Source organism: uncultured Campylobacter sp. (assembly GCF_938040115.1).
Classification (GTDB): domain Bacteria; phylum Campylobacterota; class Campylobacteria; order Campylobacterales; family Campylobacteraceae; genus Campylobacter_A.
This window is the reverse complement of the sequence record NZ_CALHXD010000026.1, coordinates 1-4,343: the sequence shown is the minus strand read 5'-3', so window position 1 is coordinate 4,343 and position 4,343 is coordinate 1. Positions and strand designations below refer to the sequence as shown.

General features: G+C 38.0%; 4 protein-coding genes. All 4 read left to right on the top strand.

The genetic code is table 11. The features are described 5' to 3' along the window. Window positions 1-1,605, top strand: a 1,605-nt coding sequence (locus tag Q0314_RS01205; RefSeq protein WP_298055603.1) for a GspE/PulE family protein, incomplete at its 5' end; no start/stop codon positions are given. Further along, on the top strand, window positions 1,602-2,849 hold the full coding sequence (locus Q0314_RS01200) for a type II secretion system F family protein (RefSeq protein ID WP_298055601.1): 1,248 nt from the start codon (window positions 1,602-1,604) through the stop codon (window positions 2,847-2,849). The genes Q0314_RS01205 and Q0314_RS01200, both read left to right, overlap by 4 nt. A 24-nt stretch (window positions 2,850-2,873) precedes the next feature. After that, window positions 2,874-3,377, top strand: a complete 504-nt coding sequence (locus Q0314_RS01195) for a PAS domain-containing protein (RefSeq protein WP_002947680.1) — start codon at window positions 2,874-2,876, stop codon at window positions 3,375-3,377. A 10-nt stretch (window positions 3,378-3,387) separates the two neighbouring features. Continuing rightward, window positions 3,388-4,343 (top strand): methyl-accepting chemotaxis protein (locus Q0314_RS01190; protein WP_298055598.1); only part of this gene is annotated, 956 nt, incomplete at its 3' end.

Genomic DNA, 4,343 nt, shown 5'->3' with positions numbered 1-4,343 from the left:
ATATATGATATTATAGGTGAATTATATAAAAAACAACGCATTACAATCAATGAAATAACTGAAAATTTCGTAATAAATTTAAAAAATTTTTTAGAGTATATTGCAGCCAAATTTAAACTTGAGTATGTTGATTTGGATGATATCGATATAGACTATAAACTTTGCGAAAAAGCTCCTTTAAATCATTTAAAAACATATAGTGCTTTACCTATTAAGGAAGATGAGATCGCGGTTTATGTCGCTTTTAAAAATCCTTTCGATATGTCAGCGCAAGACAGATTGCAATCTATTTTTAATAGAAAACTCTTAAAAATAGTAATAACCGATCCATCCAAAATAGATAAATATTTAAGTAAAATAGAGCTAAATGATAGCGTAAAAGGCATAGTTACCGAGATCAGAAAGGAACTATCCTCTACTGCGGTAGTAGGTGGAAATACAAATGAAAATAGCTCCGGCATATTAAAATTGATCGAAGTTATTTTACGAACCTCGATAGTAAGTCGCGCAAGCGATATACATATTGAAGCCACCACCACAAACTGCGTCGTACGAGGCAGGATTGACGGTATGCTAGCCGAACTTTTTATTTTCGATAAGGATCTTTTCCCTCCTCTGGTATCGCGCATGAAGTTGCTGTCAAATATGGATATAGCCGAGCGCAGAAAACCTCAAGACGGTCGCTTTTCTGCTCAAGTAGCCGGCAAAGAGTATGATTTCCGTATTTCGACCCTGCCTATACTACACGGCGAAAGCATAGTTTTGCGTATTTTGGATAAATCAAAAGTTCTAATTAGTCTTGAAAATTTAGGTATGCATCCAAGTACTTTTGATAAATTTAATAAAGCAATGAAAGCACCTTACGGCATTATATTAGTGACAGGGCCAACTGGGTCTGGTAAAACGACAACTCTTTATGCTGCATTAAATGATATAAAAAGTGTAGAGACAAAAATAATAACCGTCGAAGATCCAGTAGAGTATCAGCTAAATATGATCCAGCAAGTCCACGTAAATGAAAAAGTCGGACTTACCTTTGCTTCAGCTCTTCGATCCATTTTAAGGCAAGACCCAGACATCATAATGATAGGCGAGATCAGAGATCAAGAGACTCTTCGTATAGCTATCCAAGCTGCACTTACCGGTCACTTGGTATTTTCGACGCTTCACACAAACGATGCAATAAGCGCCGTCACCAGAATCGCCGATATGGGAATAGAGCCGTATTTAATTAGCGGCGCATTGGTGGCGATAGAGGCCCAAAGGCTTGTTAGAAAACTATGCCCAAACTGCAAACAAAAAACCGTTTTGCCGCCAAATTTACATGAACAATTTCAAGACTTCTTGCCGCAAGATTATCAGTTTTATAAACACGTCGGTTGCGATCAATGTTCTCAAACGGGCTATGTAGGGCGAGAGATGATAAGCGAAGTTTTACCGATAAGCGATAGAATTTCAGCGATGATAGCAAACGGCACTACAAAAGAGGAAATAAAAAAAGTAGCATACGAAGAGCATTTTATAGATATGTTTAAAGATGGTATTATTAGAGCCGCAAGGGGCGTAACAACGATAGATGAAGTATTTAGGGTAGCTAAGGTATGAAATTTTTTGAAGTTGAGTATATGGCCAACGGTCGTCGCCAGAAGATGACTTTAAAGGCAAACAATAAAAGCGAGGCGCAAGCCTTAGCAAAAACAAAAAAAGCCGGCGTAATAGTAAAAGTAGGAGAAACAAAAAGCATTCCGCTAGAAGAACAATTCGCTGACATGATAAGCAAGGCATCAGTCCTTTTAGGCGGTTCAAAAATAAAAATAAATAATTTAATAGCAGCTTTTAGGCAATTAAGCGTTATGACAAATGCCGGAATTTCAATCCACGACAGTATCAAGGAAGTATCTAAATCAACAGAAGACAAAAGGCTTAAGGCCATATTTGCAACCCTAAACGATGATCTCAACCAAGGTCAAAGTCTAACAGATGCCATAACCAAATTTAAAGGCGAGCTTGGTGACGTAGTTATTGCTATGGTAAAGCTTGGCGAAAGCACAGGTAATATGTCTGAGTCGCTCCATAAACTATCAGATATTCTACAGGAAGTTTGGGAAAATCAGAGAAAATTTAAAAAAGCTCTCAGATATCCGATTATAGTAATGTCTGCTATGGCGATAGCTTTTATTATACTGATGATATACGTTGTTCCTCAGTTTAGGGAGATATTTGAACAACTCGGAGCTAAACTGCCTCTTCCTACAATTATTCTTCTTTCTATCGAGAGTGCATTAAGTAATTACGGTTTATATATATTAGTCGGTTTTATAACCATAATATATGCTATCAGATATTTATACAAAAGCAATGATGATTTTAAATATAAATTTGACAAATTTATGCTAAAAGTTTATCTAATCAATAAAATTATATTCTACTCAACAATGAACAGATTTAATCTTATTTTTACAGAGCTTGTAAGAGCAGGTATTCCAATTGCTGATGCCCTTGAGACGGCAACTTTAACAGTAGAAAACCAAGACATACACGATAAGCTTGCCACAATCAAAATTGCTGTTCAAAGAGGCGTATCATTGACGGAAGCTTTTCGGGATACTCAGCTTTACGAGAGTATGCTTATTCAGATGCTAAGCGCAGGCGAAAAAGGCGGTGCAATAGATGCTATGCTTGAGAAAGTAACCGATTATTACAAAGCTAAATTTAGCGACCTGGTTGATAATATTTCAAGCTATGTGGAACCGATTATGCTTTTATTTATGGCGGGCATGGTTATACTTCTAGCGCTTGGTATTTTTATGCCTATGTGGGATCTTGGAAATGCAGTTCAAGGACGATAATTAAAACAACAATTAAGGAAAGAAATGCAAAATAATTTACATGAACGTCAAGTTAGTGCAGATGCGTTTTTAGTTTCAAAAACCGATACAAAGGGAAAAATAACTTATTGCAATATCCCTTTTGCTCAAATAGTCGGCGCAAAAGGCAATGAGTTGATCGGGAAACCGCATAATATCGTGAGGCATCCAGATATGCCGCGCGTTGTTTTTAAAATTTTATGGGAGTACGTAAAAAATAAAAAAGAGGTTTTTGCCTATGTTAAAAACAAGAGCTTTGACGGTTCATTTTACTGGGTATTTGCAAACGTTACCGCTTCTCTTGATCAAAACGGCAACATTATCGGTTATTATTCGGTTAGACGAAAGCCAAATCCAAAAGCCTTAGAAATCATTATCCCGCTTTACAGGCAGCTCTTGGAAGCTGAAAAGAGCGGCGGCATGGAAGCCTCATCTAAGCTTCTTGATAATATTTTAAAAGAAAAAAACAAGAGCTATGACGAGCTAATGAACGACTTACAAAGATTATAAAAGGAAAATCATGTTTTTTAAAAAAGAAAAAGTAAATTACGATGAAATTTTAAATGTGGTCGAACAGGCTAGAAACGGCTTTTTGGAACCTAGAATTTTACAGATAGATCCAAACTCTCAAATCGGCAAAATAGCGCTTGGGATAAATGACTTACTCGATCAAATCGAAGCTCTGCAAAGAGAGATGGGTACTTGCGTCAAATCGGCCGAAAGCGGGATAACTTATAGAAATATCTTCACAGAGGGTTTTCGCGGTCTTTTTAGAACCAACGCCATATCCATGAGCGAGGGCGTCGAGGGTATAAAAGCCGGGCAAAAAGGTAAAACCAGAGGCATACTCTCCGAAAAATTTAGCGAGCTCGGCAACGGAAACGACGGTATTTTAGAAGTACAAAACGACCTCAATCAAAGCATTAAAAATTTAACCCAAATTTCAACCATGGCGCAAGATACTTCGGTAAAGGCCAACGAAAGCATGTCGGCCGTAAGTGAACTTAGCCAAAATATGGGCAACCTAGAGCATCTCATCACAGAGTCTACCGAAGCTATTAAAAATTTAACCCACAGAACCGAGGAAATCTCATCGGTCGTAAATTTAATCAAAGACATTGCCGAGCAAACAAACCTACTCGCCCTTAACGCAGCTATAGAAGCGGCACGCGCCGGCGAGCACGGTAGAGGCTTTGCCGTAGTTGCCGACGAGGTTAGAAAACTAGCAGAGCGAACTCAAAAATCACTTGGCGAGATCGAAGCTAATGCAAATGTTCTAGCTCAAAGCATCAATGAGATGAGTGAGAGCATCAGAGAGCAAAGCGAAGGCATAAATATGATAAATCAAAGCGTAAGTCAGATCGACGATATCACGAAACAAAATATCGGCATCGTCGATACCACAAACGAGATCACCTCGCAGATCGACGATATGGCTAAAAATATCGTCGCGGACGTTAGGAAAAATAAATTTTA

What these genes read in the sequence shown, in the direction of transcription:
- Q0314_RS01200 (WP_298055601.1), top strand. Translation starts at nt 1,602, where the DNA reads ATGAAATTTTTTGAAGTTGAGTATATGGCCAACGGTCGTCGCCAGAAG.
- Q0314_RS01195 (WP_002947680.1), top strand. Translation starts at nt 2,874, where the DNA reads ATGCAAAATAATTTACATGAACGTCAAGTTAGTGCAGATGCGTTTTTA.